At 71.2% G+C, this 17,409-nt stretch carries 17 protein-coding genes and 1 rRNA gene; all 18 read right to left on the reverse strand.

Going from position 1 to position 17,409, the window contains the following annotated elements; translation table 11 throughout:
* Positions 1-206: 206 nt before the first annotated feature.
* Entirely contained in the window at positions 207-1,616 is a 1,410-nt protein-coding gene (gene der, locus AC30CM_RS22755; RefSeq protein ID WP_490119183.1) for a ribosome biogenesis GTPase Der, read from the reverse strand.
* Positions 1,613-2,293 (reverse strand): (d)CMP kinase, encoded by a 681-nt coding sequence (cmk, locus tag AC30CM_RS22760; protein ID WP_490119196.1) that lies wholly within the window; start codon positions 2,291-2,293, stop codon positions 1,613-1,615. Before cmk ends, der begins: the two co-directional genes overlap by 4 nt.
* Positions 2,293-3,054: a pseudouridine synthase gene (locus AC30CM_RS22765; RefSeq protein ID WP_490119184.1), complete on the reverse strand. Its 762-nt coding sequence runs from the start codon at positions 3,052-3,054 to the stop codon at positions 2,293-2,295. The genes cmk and AC30CM_RS22765 overlap by 1 nt, the downstream gene beginning before the upstream one ends.
* Position 3,055: 1 nt before the next feature.
* Complete coding sequence (gene scpB, locus AC30CM_RS22770; RefSeq protein ID WP_490119185.1) at positions 3,056-3,829, reverse strand: SMC-Scp complex subunit ScpB; 774 nt, start codon at positions 3,827-3,829, stop codon at positions 3,056-3,058.
* Positions 3,826-4,647, reverse strand: a complete 822-nt coding sequence (locus AC30CM_RS22775) for a segregation/condensation protein A (RefSeq protein ID WP_490119186.1) — start codon at positions 4,645-4,647, stop codon at positions 3,826-3,828. The genes scpB and AC30CM_RS22775 overlap by 4 nt, the downstream gene beginning before the upstream one ends.
* Positions 4,644-5,522, reverse strand: a complete 879-nt coding sequence (locus AC30CM_RS22780; RefSeq protein ID WP_490119197.1) for a ParA family protein — start codon at positions 5,520-5,522, stop codon at positions 4,644-4,646. The genes AC30CM_RS22775 and AC30CM_RS22780 overlap by 4 nt, the downstream gene beginning before the upstream one ends.
* A gap of 167 nt (positions 5,523-5,689) precedes the next feature.
* Entirely contained in the window at positions 5,690-6,622 is a 933-nt protein-coding gene (gene xerD / locus AC30CM_RS22785; RefSeq protein ID WP_490119198.1) for a site-specific tyrosine recombinase XerD, read from the reverse strand.
* Positions 6,623-6,642: 20 nt separating this feature from the next.
* On the reverse strand, positions 6,643-7,257 hold the full coding sequence (locus tag AC30CM_RS22790) for an NUDIX domain-containing protein (RefSeq protein ID WP_490119187.1): 615 nt from the start codon (positions 7,255-7,257) through the stop codon (positions 6,643-6,645).
* The gene (gene pyrG / locus AC30CM_RS22795; protein ID WP_490119188.1) at positions 7,250-9,007 is read right to left on the reverse strand and encodes a CTP synthase; all 1,758 of its coding nucleotides are present in this window, start codon (positions 9,005-9,007) and stop codon (positions 7,250-7,252) included. The genes AC30CM_RS22790 and pyrG overlap by 8 nt, the downstream gene beginning before the upstream one ends.
* Before the next feature lie 128 nt (positions 9,008-9,135).
* Positions 9,136-10,077: a copper transporter gene (locus AC30CM_RS22800; RefSeq protein ID WP_490119189.1), complete on the reverse strand. Its 942-nt coding sequence runs from the start codon at positions 10,075-10,077 to the stop codon at positions 9,136-9,138.
* 10 nt (positions 10,078-10,087) lie between these two features.
* Positions 10,088-11,272: a putative cytokinetic ring protein SteA gene (gene steA / locus AC30CM_RS22805; protein ID WP_490119190.1), complete on the reverse strand. Its 1,185-nt coding sequence runs from the start codon at positions 11,270-11,272 to the stop codon at positions 10,088-10,090.
* Positions 11,273-11,390: 118 nt separating this feature from the next.
* Complete coding sequence (gene recN / locus AC30CM_RS22810; RefSeq protein ID WP_490119199.1) at positions 11,391-13,157, reverse strand: DNA repair protein RecN; 1,767 nt, start codon at positions 13,155-13,157, stop codon at positions 11,391-11,393.
* On the reverse strand, positions 13,157-14,050 hold the full coding sequence (locus AC30CM_RS22815) for an NAD kinase (protein WP_490119200.1): 894 nt from the start codon (positions 14,048-14,050) through the stop codon (positions 13,157-13,159). The genes recN and AC30CM_RS22815 overlap by 1 nt, the downstream gene beginning before the upstream one ends.
* 26 nt (positions 14,051-14,076) lie before the next feature.
* Complete coding sequence (locus AC30CM_RS22820) at positions 14,077-14,883, reverse strand: TlyA family RNA methyltransferase (protein ID WP_490119191.1); 807 nt, start codon at positions 14,881-14,883, stop codon at positions 14,077-14,079.
* Between the two features lie 6 nt (positions 14,884-14,889).
* Positions 14,890-15,066 carry a hypothetical protein gene (locus AC30CM_RS22825; protein ID WP_490119192.1) on the reverse strand — a complete coding sequence of 59 codons (177 nt, stop codon included), beginning with the start codon at positions 15,064-15,066 and terminating at the stop codon, positions 14,890-14,892.
* Between the two features lie 8 nt (positions 15,067-15,074).
* Entirely contained in the window at positions 15,075-16,115 is a 1,041-nt protein-coding gene (locus AC30CM_RS22830) for an HAD-IIA family hydrolase (RefSeq protein ID WP_490119193.1), read from the reverse strand.
* Between the two features lies 1 nt (position 16,116).
* The gene (locus tag AC30CM_RS22835; protein ID WP_490119194.1) at positions 16,117-17,031 is read right to left on the reverse strand and encodes a tetratricopeptide repeat protein; all 915 of its coding nucleotides are present in this window, start codon (positions 17,029-17,031) and stop codon (positions 16,117-16,119) included.
* A 258-nt stretch (positions 17,032-17,289) separates the two neighbouring features.
* Positions 17,290-17,402: ribosomal RNA gene (gene rrf, locus AC30CM_RS22840) — 5S ribosomal RNA — on the reverse strand.
* Positions 17,403-17,409: the final 7 nt, after the last annotated feature.

Here is a 17,409-nt window from a genome sequence, read left to right on the forward strand (position 1 = left end):
TCGGTGACTTCCGACGAAGCGGCAGCCGTCGGCTGCCGAAGTGGTCAAGGACGCGTAGGGCTAACGCGTACGACACCATTCGTCGAAGGCCATCAGGCGCCGGGAGGGCCAGAACGGCTCCAGCGCGAACGCCGAGGACGGTGCGGTGCGATAGGCGAGTTCCGCCACCGGCCGCTCCCTTCGACTCGACGTTCCGACCAGCATACTCAGCGCCGCGCGGACCGCTTCTCCCGGACCCGCACGTTGATCCGCACCGGGCTGCCCTCGAAGCCGAACGCCTCCCGCAGCTTGCGCTCCAGGAACCGCCGGTACCCCGCCTCGAGGAATCCCGTCGTGAACAGCACGAACGTCGGCGGCCGCGCCGTGGCCTGCGTGGCGAACAGGATCCTGGGCTGCTTGCCGCCGCGCACCGGCGGCGGCGTGGCGGCCACGACCTCCTTGAGGAACGTGTTGAGCCGACCCGTGGAGATGCGGGTGTCCCACGACTCCAGCGCCCGCTCCAGCACCGGACCGAGCTTCTGCACGGCGCGACCCGTCTTGGCCGAGATGTTCACCCGCGGCGCCCACGGCAGCTGGGCCAGGTCCAGGTCGATCTCGCGGTCCAACAGGTAGCGGCGATCCTCGTCGACCAGGTCCCATTTGTTGAAGGCGAGTACGACGGCACGCCCGGCTTCGATCACCATCGACAGGATGCGCTGATCCTGCTCGGTGAGCGGCTGCGAGGCGTCGACCAACACGATCACCACCTCGGCGGCGTCGATGGCACCGCGGGTGCGCACCGAGGCGTAGAACTCGTGGCCGCTGGCCTGGCCGACCTTGCGCCGCAGGCCCGCGGTGTCGACGAAGCGCCACGGCTTGCCGTCCATCTCGATCAGCGAGTCGACGGGGTCGACGGTGGTACCCGCCATGTCGTGCACCACCGACCGTTCGTCGCCGGCCAGCCGGTTCAGCAGCGAACTCTTGCCGACGTTGGGCTTGCCGACCAGCGCCACCCGGCGCGGTCCCCCGCCGCCGCCACCGGCGACCTCGGAGACCTCGGGCAGCGCGCCCAGCACCTCGTCGAGCAGGTCGGCGACGCCGCGGCCGTGCATCGCGCTCACCGAGTGCGGCTGCCCGAGCCCCAGCGACCACAGCGCGGCCGCCTCGGCCTCGACGCGTTCACTGTCCACCTTGTTGGCCGCCAGGAACACCGGCTTGCCGGACCGCTGCAGGCGCTTGGCGGCGGCCTCGTCGGCGGTGGTGGCGCCCACCACGGCGTCGACGACGAAGATGATGGCGTCGGCGGTGCGCATGGCGACGGTGGCCTGCTCGGCGACCAGCTGCTGCAGCCCCTTGGCGTCGGGTTCCCAACCGCCGGTGTCCTGCACGACGAACCGCCTGCCCAGCCAGTTCGCGTCGTAGGACACCCGGTCACGGGTGACACCGGGGACGTCCTGCACCACGGCCTCGCGCCTGCCGAGGATGCGGTTGACCAGCGTGGACTTGCCGACGTTGGGACGGCCGACGACGGCCACCACCGGCGGCGGCGCGTAGTCCTCCTCCAGGTCGTCGGCGAACTCCTCGCCGACGACCTCCCAGTCCCCCTCGTCGACCCAGGTGCCGTCGGATTCGCTCACTGCCGTACTCCTGCTCGTTGCTCGACGAGGGTGCGCAGGTGGTCCACCACCTGCTCCTCGGTCATGTCACTGGAGTCGACCACGATGGCGTCGTCGGCGGCCCGCAGCGGCGACACCGCGCGCGTCGAATCCAGGTGGTCGCGGCGGCGCACGTCGGCCAGCACCGCGTCGTAGTCGGCGGGCAGGCCGCCTGCGCGGTTCTGTTCGGTGCGCCGGCGGGCCCGCTCCTCGGCCGACGCGGTGAGGTACACCTTCACCTGCGCGTCGGGCAACACCACGGTGCCGATGTCGCGGCCCTCGACGACGACGCTGCCGGGACCGTCGGCCAGCTCGCGCTGCCGGGCGACCAGCTGCGCGCGCACCGCGGGTACCGCCGACACCGCGGACACGGCCTTCGTGACCCGGTCGCCGCGGATCTCGGCCGAGACGTCCTCGCCCGAGAGGTAGGAGCGGTCGACGTCGGGGTCGAAGCCCACGGCCAGGTCGACGTCGCCGACGACCGCGGCCACGGCGTGCGCGTCGGCCGGGTCGACGCCGGAGCGCAGCACCGCCAGCGTCACGATGCGGTACATCGCGCCGGTATCGAGGTAGCGGGCACCCAGCGTGCGGGCCAAACCCCTTGCCACCGAAGACTTTCCGGTGCCTGCGGGCCCGTCGATCGCGACGGTCACCTCGATCACAGCCCCACCGCCTTGTACAGTTCGCCGATCTCCTTGCTGGTCAACGGCCGCAGGCTGCCCGGGCGCTGCTCACCGAGGACCACCGAGCCGATCTCGGTGCGCACCAGCTCCTGCACGGGGAAGCCGACATCGGCCAGCAGTCGGCGCACGATGTGCTTGCGCCCCTCGTGCAGCGTCACCTTCACCATCGACTTGCCGGGCACCGCGCCGACCACGGCGAAGTCGTCGATGTGCACCGGGCCGTCGTCCAACTCGATTCCGCCGCGCAACTTCTTGCCCAGCCCGCGCGGCACCGCACCGAGGACCGTCGCCACGTACGTCTTGGGCACCTCGAACGACGGGTGCATCAACCGGTGCGCCAGCTCGCCGTCGTTGGTCAGGATCATCAGGCCCTCGGTGTCGGCGTCGAGGCGGCCCACGTGGAACAGTTTGGCGTTGCCGCGCACCCGGTGCTCCACGATGTCGCCGATGCACGGCCGGCCGCGGTCGTCGGACATCGTGGACTGCATGCCGCGCGGTTTGTTCAGCGCGTAGTGCACCAGGTCGTCGTCCACCATGACGCGTGCGCCGTCGACGCGGATCACCGCCGTGTCGGGGTTCACCCGGGTGCCCAGTTCGGTGACGATGCGGCCGTCGACCTCGACCCGGCCGTCGATGATCATGCGCTCGGCGACGCGTCGCGAGGCCACCCCTGCCTGGGACAGCACCTTCTGCAGCCGTACGCCCTCGGTCTCGGCGTCATCGTCGTCGTAAGCCATGTCAGTCCTTGTCCACGTCGAAGGCCACCGGCGCGTCACCAGACGTCGGGCGGCCCCCCAGCTTGGCGAAACGCGGTTCGTCGCCCAGGGTTTCGGTGAGGTCGTCGATCACGTCGACGTCCGGCAGCAGCGGTGCGATGTCGGGGAGATCGGCCAGTGACGTCAAGCCCAGCCGCTCCAGGAAGAGTTCCGTGGTGGCGAACGTGACGGCGCCGGAGTCGGCGTCGACGCCGGCCTCGGTGATCAGTCCTCGTGCCACCAGGGTGCGAATCACGGCGTCGACATTGACGCCGCGCACCGCGCTGACGCGCGCCCGGGTGACCGGCTGACGGTACGCGATCACCGCCAAGGTCTCCAACGCCGCGCGCGTCAGCTTGGTCCGCGCCCCGTCGAGCAGCAGCCGCTCGACGTAAGGGGCGTACTTGGCGCGCGTGTACATCCGCCAGCCCCCGCCGGCCTCCCGCAGGTCGATGCCGCTGTCGCGGTCGGCGTACTCCCGGGCGAGCCGTTCCAGCCGCCCTGCGATGCGCTCGCCCGACTCATCCAGCACCGATGCCAGCACGTCGACCGACGCGGGGGTGTCGACCACGAGCAGCAACGCCTCCAGGGTCGCGTCGAGTTCGGCGTCGGTCATCCCAGCGGCGGCGTCGGCCGTCGCATCGAGATCGGCGGCGGCGTCGGCCGTCGCATCGAGATCGTCGTCGGCGTCGGCCGTCGCATCGACGCCGGCGGCGACGTGATCGGTGTGGTCGGGGTGATCGGTGTGGTCGGTCATGCGTCTTCTTCCACCGCCGCTGCCAGATGCTCGTTGGTGGGCCGGTTGCCGGTCCACGAAATCTGCAGCACTCCAAGCGGTTCGGGTTGTTCGAATGTTACCGCCTGGGCGCGGTAGAGCTCGAGTAGCGCGAGGAAGCGGCCCACGATCTCCAGTCCGCCCGCGCAGTCGGCGACCAGGTCGGTGAACGTGGCCCACTGCCCCACCCCGCGGCGCTCCAGCAACGCCATGAGGCGTTTGGCCTGTTCGGGCACCGACACCGCCTGCACGTGCAGGTGGTCGGTCCCGACGGTGGGCACCGGTCGCGGGGTGAACGCGGCCGCGGCGATGGTGGCGAAGCTCTGGGCGTCCACGCCCAGCATCACCTCGGGCAGCAGGCCGGCGAACCGGTCCTCCAGGGCCACCGCCCGCGGATAGCTGCGCATGGCCGCCGCCTCGAGTTCGGCGAACATCTCCGCGACGTGCTTGAACGCGCGGTACTGCAGCAACCGCGCGAACAGCAGGTCGCGCACCTCCAGCAGCGCGAGGTCCTCCTCGTCGTGCACGTCGCCGGCGGGCAGCAACCGCGCTGCCTTCAGGTCGAGCAGCGTGGCGGCGACCACCAGGAACGCCGTGGTCTCGTCGAGTTCGAGCTGTGGACCGATCTCCTTGGTGTAGGCGATGAAGTCGTCGGTGACCTGGTGCAGCGCCACCTCGGTGACGTCGAGGCGATGCGCGAAGATCAACTGCAGCAGCAGGTCGAAGGGCCCCTCGAAGTTGGCCAGCCGGACCTTGAACCCCGACCGCGGGTCGATGGCCGACTCGGTCTGGGTGCTCACGCGCCGAACCGGTGGATGACCTCACGCGCCAAAGCCCGATATGCCTGTGCGCCAGCCGATTTGGGCGCCCACGTGGTGATGGGTTCACCGGCGACGCTGGTCTCGGGGAAACGCACGGTCCGCGTGATGACGGTGTCGAACACCAGATCGCCGAAGCGCTCCACCACCCGCGCCATGACCTCCCGCGCGTTGACCGTGCGCGGGTCGTATCGGGTCACCAGGATGCCGCTGATGGACAGTCGCGGGTTCAGCCGGTCGTGCACCTTGTCGACGGTGTCGGTCAGCAACGCCAGCCCGCGCAGCGAGAAGTACTCGCACTCGGTGGGGATCACGACGCCGTCCGCACACGCCAGGCCGTTGACGGTGAGCAGGCCCAGCGACGGCTGGCAGTCGATGAGCACGTAGTCGTAGCGGTCGAGCACCGGGTGCAGCGCCCTGGCCAGCGACTGCTCCCGGCCCACCTCGTTGACCAGCTGGATCTCGGCGGCCGACAGGTCGATGTTGCTGGGCACCAGGTCCAGGTTCTTCACCCGGGTCTTGACGATCACCTCGTCCACCGACACCCGCGGCTCCACCAGCAGGTTGTAGACGGTGTGGTCGAGTTCGTAGTGCGGCACGCCGAGACCCGCCGAGAGCGCGCCCTGTGGATCCAGGTCGACCAGCAGCACGCGCCGGCCGTATTCGGCCAGGCTGGCCCCCAGGTTGATGGTCGACGTGGTCTTGCCGACGCCGCCCTTCTGGTTGCACATGGCGATGACGATCGCCGGGCCGTGGGTGGCGCGCGGTGCCGGCTCGGGGATCGCGCGGGCCGGTCGACCCGTCAGGCCCACCCCGTCGGTGGGCGCGTCGGAGGGATGCGCGGTCGAGTCGGCCACGTGGGAGCCGGGCAGGGGCGAGTCAGACACGGGCGGCCCGTCGGAGCGTCATGACGCGACCATGGCCTCTCAGGCGTTCCTCGGGCGTGGCGGACATCCGGTTGAGTCTAACGGCGCGGTGGCCCGCAGAACGGCAGACCCGCTGGCCAGCCTGCCGCGCCCGGGGGCTAGTGGGCGCGGGGGTGCGCACCGGCCCACACCTCGCGCAGCGCGCTCACGGTCACCAGCGTGTAGATCTGGGTGGTGGTCACCGATGCGTGACCCAGCAGCTCCTGCACGACGCGCACGTCGGCGCCGCCTTCCAGCAGGTGGGTGGCAAAGGAGTGGCGCAGCGTGTGCGGGGACACCGTGGCCGAGATCCCGGCGCGCTCGGCGGCGTCCTGCAGCACCTGCCAGGCACTCTGCCGCGACAGGCGGCCACCGCGGGCGTTGAGGAACACCGCGGGCGTGCCCTTGCCGCGGCGGGCCAGGTCGGGCCTGCCCCGCACCAGGTAGGCGTCGAGCGCCTGCACCGCAGGCCGGCCGACGGGCACCAGGCGCTGCTTGCCGCCCTTGCCGCGCAGCAGCACCGACCGGGCCTGGGCGTCGACGTCGTCGACGTCCAGGCCGACCGCCTCGGAGATCCGGGCGCCCGTCGAGTACAGCACCTCGAGCAGGGCCCGATTGCGCAGCGTCAGCGGTCCGTCGGCGGCATCGTCACCGCCCGCGCCGTCGAGCAGCGCGGCCACGTCGTCGACCGACAGGCTCTTGGGCAGCCGCCTGCTGGGGGTCGGTGGCTTCACCTCGCGCGCCACGTCGACGTCGGTGAGCCCTTCGGCGGCGGCGAAGCGGTGCAGCCCCCGCACGGCGATGACGGCCCGCGCCGCGGACACCGCGGACAGCGCGGCCACCCCGGCGTCGGCATCACCCCGACGCAGGGCGACCAGGAAGTCGCTGACGTCGCCCTCGGTGACGGCGCGCAGGTCGGTGACCCCGCGTCCGGTGAGGTGCTCGACGTAGCGCCGGAGGTCGCGCCGGTAGGAACTGAGCGTGTTCGCGGCGACGCCCCGCTCGATGGTCAGGTGGTCCAGGTATCCCTGCACCTGGTCGTCCAGGCGCACCCGCACCCCCGACTCCTGGGTCACGACCGTCGGGCCCGGAATGCCGTCGGGCGGTCGTTCCAGGGGGCGTCGACGGGGCGCAGCGTCGTGTGGTCGGCGGCGGCCGCCGCGAGGATGCCCGCCACCGCCAGGGAGTTCACCACGTCACCGGCCAGCACCATGCGCACCGCCTCGTCGAGCGGGACGCGGTGGACCTCGAGGTCGGCCTCCTCGTCGTGTGCGTGGGGCCGGGCGGCATCGGACAGTCCGGTGGCGAGGAAGATCCGCACGCCCTCGTCGCTGAAACCGGGTGCGGAGACGACGTCGACCAGGACCTGCCAGGTCTGCGCGGCCAGACCCGCCTCCTCCTGCAGTTCGCGGGCCGCCGTCAGGTGCGGCGCCTCGTCACCCATGTCCAGCAGTCCCGCGGGCAGCTCCCACAGGCGCCGCCCCACCGGGTGGCGGTACTGGTAGACCATCACGACGTTGCGGTCGTCGTCGAGCGCGACGATGCCGACGGCGCCGTAGTGCTCCACCACCTCGCGGCGTGCGGTCCCCCCGCCGGGCATCCGCACCTCGTCGGCGCGCAGCGCGAAGATCTTGCCGACGTAGAGCGTCTCGCTGTCGACCGTCGCGAAGTCGTGCGCCTCAGCCACGGTGGGCGGACTCGAGCTGGTCCGCGGTCTCACGGGATCGGGCGTCTTCTCGGTGCCGTTCGTCGGACAACTCCATCGGAAGCCGTTCGGCCGCCTTGTAGTCCAGCGCGGCACCGACGAACGCGGCGAACAGCGGGTGCGGCCGGGTGGGGCGGCTCTTGAGTTCCGGGTGCGCCTGGGTGCCGACGAGGAACGGGTGCACGTCGGCGTCGTACTCGACGAACTCGACCAGGTGCCCGTCGGGCGAGGTGCCCGAGAACCGCAGCCCGCTCTCGGCGATCCGGTCGCGGTAGGCGTTGTTCACCTCGTAGCGATGGCGGTGCCGCTCGGACACCTCGGTGGCCCCGTAGGCCCGCGCCACCAGCGAATCCGGTTGCAGCACCGCCGGATACGCACCCAGACGCATGGTGCCGCCCAGGTCGGCCTCCCCGGCGACGATGTGCTCCTGGTCGGCCATCGTGGCGATCACGGGATCCGGGGTGTCGGGGTCGAACTCGGCGGAGCTGGCCTCGGTGAGCCCCACCGACCGCGCGGCCTCGATCACGATGCACTGCAGGCCCAGGCACAGCCCAAGCACGGGGACGCCGTGCTTGCGGGCGTAGCCGATGGCGCCGAGCTTGCCCTCGATGCCCCGGATGCCGAACCCGCCGGGGATCAGGACGCCGTGCACGTCGGACAGGGCCGCGACCGCCCCCGCGTCGGTCTCGCAGTCGTCGGAGGCCACCCAGCGGATCTCGACCTTGGCGTGGTGGGCAAACCCGCCCGCCCGCAACGCCTCGGCCACCGACAGGTAGGCGTCGGACAGGTCGATGTACTTGCCCACCAACGCGATTCGCACGGTCTCGTGCGGCTCGTGGACTCGCCGCAGCAGGTCGTTCCACTGCGTCCAGTCGACGTCGCGGAACGGCAGGTTCAACCGCCGCACCACGTAGGCGTCGAGTTCCTCGCGGTGCAGCACCTTCGGGATGTCATAGATCGACGGCGCGTCGGGCGTGGAGATCACGCCGTCGACGTCCACATCGCACATCAGCGCGATCTTGTTCTTCAGCGGTTCGGGCACGTCGCGGTCGCAGCGCAGGATCAGGGCATCGGGTGAGATGCCGATGCTGCGCAGGGCCGCCACGGAGTGCTGGGTGGGCTTGGTCTTCAGCTCACCCGACGGCGCCAGGTAGGGCACCAGCGAGACGTGCAGGAAGAAGCAGTTGTCGCGGCCGACCTCGTGACGCACCTGCCGGGCCGCCTCGAGGAACGGCAGCGACTCGATGTCGCCGACGGTGCCGCCGATCTCGGTGATCACCACGTCGGGGCGCTTGCCGTCGGCGTCCGGGCGACCCATCTCCAGGATGCGGCGCTTGATCTCGTCGGTGATGTGCGGGATCACCTGCACGGTGTCGCCGAGGTACTCGCCCCGGCGTTCCTTGGCGATCACCGACGAATACACCTGCCCGGTGGTGACATTCGCCGATCCGGACAGGTTGCGATCCAGGAAGCGCTCGTAGTGGCCGACGTCGAGGTCGGTCTCGGCCCCGTCCTCGGTGACGAACACCTCGCCGTGCTGGAACGGGTTCATGGTCCCGGGGTCGACGTTGAGGTAGGGGTCGAGCTTCTGCATCGTGACCGACAGGCCACGCGCGATGAGGAGTTGTCCGAGGCTGCTGGCGGTCAGCCCCTTGCCCAGTGACGACGCCACACCCCCGCTGACGAAGAGATGCTTGGTAGCGGTCTGCGGGTGCTTGCGTAGTGATGGCAAAGACGACCTCCGTGGCACAGGGGCAGGTCTTGTTTTGCCGGGCTGGAGCCCGGGTCGGGGCCTGCCGACCCACGGAATCTCACCTTAACACCGACGCGGGCGCGCCGTCGCTGACGCGCCGAGACGAGCTACTGCGGAATGGTGACGGCCGTCGCACCCTGACCCGTGCCGTACTGCCCGGGCCTGCCGCCACCCGCGAGGTCGGCCAGCCCCAGCACCGCGGTGATGCGGCCCGCCTGGCCTTCGACGTCGTCGACCGTGCTCACCGCACCGGACAGGCTGGGATCGGACCTGATCACCGCCACCGAGGCGGTGCCGGAACCCGATCCGTCGCGGCCGGCCACCACGGTGCCCATGCCGTGCGCGGCCAGGCCGGAGGCCAGCCGGGCGACGGTGGCGCCCTGGTTGCCCGCGTCCTCGGGCAGCGCCCCGCCGGTGACGATCAGCGCGGTGTCGGCGATGCCGAGACGTTGATCACCGTAGGTGAGGAACCCGGTGTCGCGCAGCGTGGCCAGCACGGTGTCGCGCTGGGCGTCGTCGACGGCGGGCGCGGCGGGATCGCGATCGCGCAGCAGGGTCAGGCCCAGCAGGTCACCGGCCTGTGACCCCTGGTCCACCGACTTGGTGCTGAGCTGGCGGCCCGCGGGCACGATGGGCGAGTTCACCACCGACAGCAGCTTCTCGGCCGAGTTGGCGTCGACGAACTGCTGGGTGAGCGCGATGGTGCCGGTCAGCGTGCCGCCGGCGGCGGCGACGTAGCGTGACACGGCGTCGACGTCGTCGTTGGCGGCGTCGGGAGTCCGGAAGACCACCACCGAACGCCCCTTCAACGCCTCGCGCAAGATGCGCGGTGCCATCTGCGCATCGAATTCACCTGCGGCGCTCAGCTTCTCGTTGAGGCCGTTGCGCTCGTCGGTGAGGTCGTCGATCTGGTTCTGCAACTCGTGCTTGTCGTCGCGCAACCCCGACAGCAAGGTGCTGGACAGCAGCCCGGAGCCCAGCATCACGCCGATGGCGAGTGCCAGGAACACCGCTGCGAGGGAGATCGCATGCGTGCGAAGGGAGATCACCGAACGGCTCCTAGGTCACCAGGCTCTGAACCCAGAGCGAGAACTGATTCCAGTACTCCGAGACCCACTGCAGCACCGTCGCGTCCGCGCGCGACACCCACAGCGCGGCGATCACGGCCACCAGTACCGCCAGCACCAGCAGCGCGATGGCGCCACCGGAGATGCGGCTGCGGTACAGCGTCGCGACGGCCTTGGCGTCGACCAGCTTCTCGCCCACCTTGAGCCGCGTCAGGAACGTCGACGGATTGCTGTGCTGGCGGGTGCGGTCGAAGAACTCCTCGATGCTGGCGGTGTGCCCGGCCGTCACGATCAGCGACGCGCCGTGGTGATCGCACAGCAGCAGCGCGAGGTCGGCGGCCGATCCGGCGGCCGGGAACGTCATGGCCCCCACGCCCAGGTCCTGGATGCGTTCGAGGCCCTTGGCGTGGCCGTCGGCGTCGGCGGGCAGCACCACCTGAGCGCCCGAGCGCAGCACCTCGACGCTCATCGCGTCCGGGTCGCCGACGATGAGCGCGGGCCGGTAACCGGCCTTGCGCAGCACGTCGGCGCCGGCACCGACGCCGACGAGCACCGGCTGGTACTCCTTGATGAACGGCTTGAGCGCCTTGAGGTCGTCCGCGGCGTACGCCCCCTCCGCCACCACGACGACGTGCCTGCGGTGCAGGTCGACGTCGATGTCCGGGATGCCCATGCCGTCGATCAGCAGCGGGCTCTCGCTGCGGATGAACTCGATCGTGTTGCCCGCGAACGCCTCGAGGTGCGCGACCAGCCCCGACTTGGCCTCCAGCATGAGGTCGTGGATCTCGAGGTCGGTGCGCTCGTGGCCCAGCCCGATGCGCCGGTCGCCGGTGTACACGCCGCCGTCGTGCAGGCGGATCTTCGCGCCGTCCTTGACCTTCTTGAAGATGTCGGGCCCGGTCTCGTCGATGAGCACGATGCCGTTGGCCACCAGGACCTCGGGGCCGAGGTTGGGATACCGGCCGGAGATCGACGGCGAGGCGTTGACCACCGCGGCCACCTGGGCGTCGACGAAGGCGTCGGCGGTGATGCGGTCGAGGTCCAGGGCGTCGATGACGACGATGTCACCGGGACCGATGCGGCGCAGCAGCCGATCCATGTCGCGGTCGACGCGGGCGGTACCTGACACACCGGGTCGCGGACCGGCGTTACGGGAAAGCAGCGCTGACATCTTCATGTCGGCGATTCTGTCCACTAACCCTCAAGTTGAGGTGGAGGCGCGCCGTAACATCCGCCTCAGTAGTTCCCAAACGTCACATCCGTACCACGGCGACATACCCGGGTGACGCACCCGCCTACGCGTGCTGGGCCACCTCTGCCCGTGCGGCCTCGAGCAGTTCGCGGGCGTGCGCCCGGCCGCTGTCGGACTCCCCCAACCCGGCCAACATGCGGGCCAGTTCGGCCACCCGCTCCTCGTCGTCGAGCCGGCGCACCTCGCTCGACTTCCCCCGGCCGCCGGCGCTGTCGACAATCAGGTGCGCGTCGGCGTACGCGGCCACCTGCGGCAGGTGCGTCACCACGATCACCTGATGGGTACGCGCCAACCGCGCCAACCGCTTGCCGATCTGCACCGCCGCACGGCCACCGACGCCGGCATCGACCTCGTCGAAGACCATCGTCGTGCCCTCTGCGGACGCCGCCAGCACGACCTCCAGCGCCAGCATCACCCGCGACAGCTCGCCACCGGAGGCGCTCTTGGCCAACGGCAGCGGATCGGATCCCGAATGCGGCCGGAACCCGAACTCCACGTCGTCGACGCCGTCGCGGCCGGCGTGCACCACCGACCCGTCCGGCAACCGCACCGGCGCGCCGTCGTCGGCCCGCGCCGGCATGGGCGACACCGCGATGTCGAACCCCGCGCCCGCCATCGCCAGACCGGCCAGTTCGGCCGTCACGGCCTTCGCCAGCGACTTCGCCGCCTTGGTCCTGGCCTTGCTGACGACCGTCGCCGCCTGCACCACGGCCGCCTCCAACTCCTCGACGCGCGCGGCCAGCGCGTTCAGCGTGTCCTCGGAGACGTCCAGTGCGGCCAGCCGGGACTCGGCGTCCGCGGCCCACGCCAGCACGCCGTCGACGTCGGCGGCGTACTTCCGGGTGAGGCCGCGCAACTCGGCCTGGCGCGCCAGCTTGGTCTCCAACGCGCTGGCATCACTGGGCAATTCGGTCATGAAGTCGCTGAGTTCGGTCGACACGTCGCCCACCACCGCCAGCGCCTCGGTCAGGCGTGTGGCCAGCGCCTGCAGCGCGGCGTCGTCGGTGCCCGCCAGCGCCGCCTTCGCCTGCCCGATGGCGTCGACGGCCGACACCGCATCGGGCGTCGGATCGTCGAGATCACCCGACAGTGCCGCCCGCGCCGACACCGCGGCATCGCGCAGCGCGTCGAGTTCGGACAGTCGCCGGATGTCGGCGACCAAGGACTCGTCCTCACCGGGCTCGGGTGCCACGTTCGCGATCTCGTCGATGCCGAACCGCAGCCGATCGGACTCCAGCGCCAGCTCCCTGGCCCGCCGACGCCGATCGGCCAGGTCCCGGCGCGCCGTCAGCCACTGCTCGCGATGATCGCGGTAACGCGCCAGCGCTGCCTCCACGTCGACGTAGCGGTCCAGCGCCGCCAGCTGCTGGTCGGCCCGCATCAAGCGCAGCTGATCGTTCTGCCCGTGCAGGGCCAGCAGCTCCGCGGTGAACGTGCCCAGCGACTTCGCCGGCACGCTGCGGCCACCGAGATAGGCCCGCGACGGACCCTCGCGGCTCACCGACCTCGCGGCGATGACGCTGCCGTCGTCGTCGCGCTCGGCGCCCGAGGACTCCAGCAGCTCGTCGACGCGGGCCTCGGTGGCGGCCCCCACGTCGTCGGTGGTGAACCGCCCCTCCACGACGGCCCGGTCGGCACCCGTGCGCACCCGCGTCGCGTCGGCCCGCGCGCCACCCAGCAGATGCAGCCCCGTGACGACCATGGTCTTGCCCATGCCGGTCTCACCGGTGAGCACCGTCAGCCCGCGGTCGAACTCGGCGGTCGCCGCATTGATGGCGCCGAGCGCCTGGATCCTGATCTCCGACAGCACTAGGGACCGCGCCATCCCGTCACGGGCAGCCGGAACTTGCGCACCAGCCGGTCGGTGAACGGCGCGCTGTCCAACCGGATCCACTTCAGCGGGGTGCCGCAGCGGGTCACCTCCAACCGGCCGCCGGCGGGCACGGTCATCTCGCGGCGCCCGTCGCAGAACACCGTGGCCGCGTGCTCACCCGCCTCCACCTCGATGGCGATGGCGGCGTCCGGGCTGGTCACCATGGGGCGCGCGAACAGCGCGTGCGCATTGTTGGGCACCACCAGGATCGACTCGATGTCCGGCCACAGGATGGGCCCACCCGCCGAGAACGCGTACGCCGTCGAACCGGTGGGCGTCGACACCAGCACCCCGTCGCACCCGAACGTCGAGACCGGCCGACCGTCGACCTCGAGCACCACGTTGAGCACGCCCAGCCGCGACCCCTTCTCCAGGCTGGCCTCGTTCAGCGCCCAGCCGCGCTGCACGACGCGACCGTCCACGCGCACCACGATGTCGAGCGTCATCCGCTCCTCGACGCGGTAGTCGCGATGGACCAGGGCGTCGAGGACGGTGTCGATGGCCTCCGCCTCGGCCTCCGCCAGGAAGCCGATGTGACCCAGGTTCACCCCGAGCACCGGGATCTCGACGTTGCGCGCGAGTTCGGCCGCGCGCAGGAACGTGCCGTCACCGCCGAGGGCGAGCACCACCTCGCACCCCTCGGCGGCGCGCTCGTCGGCGTCGACCACCTCGATGTCCATGCCCAGGTCCCGGACGTCGGCGGGCGCGGGGCGCGATGCGCTGCGATCCACCGACTCGGCGGCGAGCACGCGCAGCGCAATGCCGTTGTCGCTCAAAACCTTCTCGACCCGGCGGGCCGTATCGGTGGCATCCGCGCGGCCGGTGTGCATGACCAGGAGCACTGTTCGTTCGGAATTCACTGAGGGCCCTCCACCACGGCGCGTCGGACGGCCTCGTCGAGCGCCGAACCCCCGAGGGATTCGGTCCCGCTCGCACGCAGCCGAAGGAAGTACTCCACGTTGCCCGACGGACCGGGAAGTGGGCTGGACGTCACGGCGACCGCAGGCCACCCGAGGTCGGCGGCGCGATGCGCGACGCCGAGCACCGCGTCGACGCGCAACTCCGGATCCGAGACCACGCCACCGGCGCCCACCCGATCCTTGCCGACCTCGAACTGGGGCTTCACCATGGGAACGATATCGGCGTCCGGTCCGGCACACGACGTCAGCGCGGGCAGCACCGTCGCCAGCGAGATGAACGACAGGTCGGCCACCACCAGGTCGACCAGGCCGCCGATGGCCTCCGGCGTCAGCGAACGCACGTTCGTGCGCTCCAGCACCACCACCCGGGGATCCGAACGCACCGACCACGCGAGCTGCCCGTATCCGACGTCGGCGGCGACCACCTGCGCCGCGCCGCGGTCCAGCAGCACCTCGGTGAAGCCGCCGGTGGACGCGCCCGCGTCGAGGCAGCGGCGCTCGGCCACGTCGACGGCGAAGGCGTCCAACGCGCCGATCAGCTTGTACGCGCCGCGGGACACCCAGGTGCGCTCCTGCGCCGACACCGTCAGCCGCGCGTCCACCGACACCGCCGTGGCGGGCTTGGCGGCGGGCATGCCGTCGATCTGCACCCGTCCCGCACCGATCAACTCCGCGGCCTGCTGCCGCGACCGGGCCAGGCCCCGCCGAACCAGTTCGGCGTCAACCCGAGCACGACGTGTCACGTCGGGTCACCTCTCGCGCGTCTGCCCCTGCTCGACCGACTCGAGAGCCCCGACCAACAGGTCGTGAGCCTCCTCGAGCCGAGCCGCGATACCGTCCACGTCGGCATCCGGGGCATCCGGTTGGGGCAGGTCGGCGAGCAACGCCTCGATCTGCAACCGGATCTCGTCGGGGTCGGTACTCATGTCGACGATCACGCTAGCGGATGGGGCCGACGCAGCAGCGCCCAGCGCTCCAGCGCCGCCCGGGCAGCGTCGTCGCCTGCCTCGATGGTCGCGACGGCACCGTCCAGGTCGGAGTCCCACAGCGCCGCCGCCGTCGCACGCACCACCGACAGCTCGTCGGCGGCATCGGCGGCGGCCTCGGCTCGTTCCCCGGTCGAGTGCACCACGACCCCGTCGGCCCGCACCTCGACCCGCCACTGCGGCTGATCGCCGATGCGCAGCGCGGCGGCGACCACGGTGAGCGAACGCAGATCCGGCGCGACGAACGTCGGCCGCTCCTGCGGGATCGCCCGCACCATGTCGGCGGCGGTGCTGACGCCGGTGAGCACCATCAGGCTCGGCAACTCCGTGGCATTGGCGCCCGCGATGTCGGTGTCCAGCCGGTCGCCGACCACCAGCGGAGCCGCGAAGTCCCCGCGGGCCAACGCGTCGTTCATCAGCGTCGGCCGCGGCTTGCCTGCGATCTGGGGCTCGACGTCGGTGGCGGCGCGCAACGCCGCCACCATCGAGCCGTTGCCGGGAAGCAGGCCCCGCTCGGACGGCAGCGTGCGGTCGACGTTGGCCGCCACCCACACCGCACCCGCGCGGATCGCCAGGCTCGCCTCGGCCAGCGCGGCCCAATCGGTGGCCGGCGAATGTCCCTGCACCACGGCGGCCGGGTCCTCGTCGAAGGTGCGTACCGGCTGCAGGCCCACCTCGGCGATCTCGGCCGCCAGGGCGTCGGTGCCGACCACCAGGACGCGGGCGCCTGCCTCCAGCTGCTGCGCCAGCAGGCGGGCCGCGCTCTGCGCGCTGGTCACCACGTCGTCGGCGGTTGCGACGAAGCCGAGCGCACTCAGGTGCTCGGCCACCTCACCGGCGCGCCGCGAGGCGTTGTTGGTCACGAACAGGGTGCGGGCGTCCAGCCCGGCCAGCGCGTCCACCGCGCCCTCGGTGGGCTCATGGCCACGAAACACCGTGCCGTCGAGGTCGAGCAACAGGCAGTCGTGCCCGTCCAGGAGCGTGCTCACCTCAGCTGAGCTCCGTGACGCGCTCTTCGGCGTCGGTGATGCCCTCGACGTCGGCGGCTGCCGCATGGAGGAACCACTCGAGGGCCTCGGCCCTGCGCCCCAGCGTCAGCAGGGTGTCGGCGTAGGCGTAGAACAGCCGTGCCGCCGTCTGCCCGGTGCGGGTCTTGTCGAGCGTCGGCGTCGACAGCACCGCCAACGCCTGTTCGTGCTGCCCCAGGTCCGACCGTGCGCCTGCGGTCACGATCCGCAGCTCGTCCGCGTCGTCGCCGGTGAGCTGCTCGGCCTCCGGGGTGCGGGCGAGTTCGATGGCACGTTCGGGCCGGCCGACGCCGCGTTCGCAGTCGGCGATGACGGCCAACAGCGGCGACTTGCTCCCCATGCGGCGGGCTGCCCGCAGCTCGGCGAGCGCCTGAGCCCAGTCTGCGCAGTGATACGCCGCGATCCCGACGGCCTCGCGCACGGCCGCGATGCGCGCCGCGCGACCGCGGGCGGCCTTGGCATGCGCCAGTGCCGCCTCGGGATCGTCCTCCAGCAGGTCGCCCGCGGCCACCAGGTGGCGGGCCACGTAGTCTGCCGTCGACTTGTCGAGCGTCATCAACTCGGCGCGAACGTCGGGCGCGAGCTGCTTGGCCTCCACGTTGGCGGGGATGACGGGTCCGGCACCCTCGCGTGGGGCGGACGCCGCCTGCGGCTGGGCGCGTCGCGCGCGCTCCGGTCCGGATCCGCGTGGCGCCGAGCGCCGGTCGTCACGGCGGTCGTCCCTGGGGCCGTCGCGCCGGTCGTCCCTGGGGCCGGCACGGCGATCGTCCCGACGATCGTCCCGGCGATCATCGTGCGAATGCCGCCGCGGGCCACCGCCGGTCGCCTGCGGGCGCTGCGGCCGGCGCGAGCCGCCGTCCTGCCTGTCTTGGGCCACGTCATGCCTTCCTACTTCGCTTGCGCAAACGATACGGCCTGCGCACGGTGCGGCCGCCGCGAGGCGGCGTCGCGGACCGACCTCGATCGCGCCCCATTCGCCTCTGCACCTATGGGCAATGGCCCCGGCATTTCTCGAAAGAATTCGGCATTCGTCCTCGAATTCTTTCTTTCTCGAATTCTTCTTCGGCGCGCGAACGTCGATACGCGACAAAGAGAATCACCCCCCACGCGAGGTGGGGGGTGATTCTGAAAGGGTGTTCGGCGGTGTCCTACTTTTCCACCCGTGAGGGTAGTATCATCGGCGCTGGTAGGCTTAGCTTCCGGGTTCGGGATGGGACCGGGCGTTTCCCTGCCGCTATTACCGCCGTAACTCTAT

The sequence above is a fragment of the Mycobacterium sp. DHQP2018-32-09 genome (genome assembly GCF_058148405.1).